Below are 737 nucleotides of genomic sequence, written 5' to 3' on the forward strand. Positions count from 1 at the left end.
TTCGGTGAATATTTAACACCATCCATAATTAGCATGGATGAAAATAATCATATTTTAGTCGGAAAACCGGCTGTATCACGGCGTACTTCGCATCCGGATAAAACGGCAGCGTTATTTAAACGTGCAATGGGCAGTAATACCAACTGGCGGTTAGGCAGCGACACATTTAACGCGCCAGAACTGTCCTCTTTGGTATTACGCTCATTAAAAGAAGATGCCGAAGAATTTCTGCAACGTCCGATTAAAGATGTGGTGATCTCCGTTCCGGCTTATTTCAGCGATGAACAACGCAAGCATACCCGTTTAGCAGCGGAGTTAGCCGGGTTAAATGCGGTACGCTTAATTAATGAACCCACAGCAGCTGCGATGGCGTATGGCCTGCATACCCAACAAAATACCCGTTCGCTGGTGTTTGATCTCGGTGGCGGCACGTTTGACGTTACGGTGCTTGAGTACGCCACGCCGGTGATTGAAGTTCACGCCTCCGCTGGCGACAACTTTCTTGGTGGCGAAGATTTTACCCATATGCTGGTCGATGAGGTTTTAAAACGCGCGGATGTCGCCAGGACCACGCTTAACGAGAGTGAACTGGCAGCCTTGTACGCCTGTGTGGAAGCGGCAAAATGTAGCAATCAATCGCCATTGCACATTCGCTGGCAGTATCAGGAAGAAACGCGGGAATGCGAATTTTACGAGAACGAACTGGAAGATTTGTGGTTGCCGCTGCTCAATCGCTT

Annotated in this window: 1 pseudogene; it reads left to right on the forward strand. The window is 48.7% G+C overall.

The features are described 5' to 3' along the window. A pseudogene (gene hscC / locus RHEIN_RS17980) lies at nucleotides 1-737 on the forward strand (molecular chaperone HscC); the annotation flags it as partial.

The sequence above is a fragment of the Rheinheimera sp. A13L genome, assembly GCF_000217935.1.
Classification (GTDB): domain Bacteria; phylum Pseudomonadota; class Gammaproteobacteria; order Enterobacterales; family Alteromonadaceae; genus Pararheinheimera.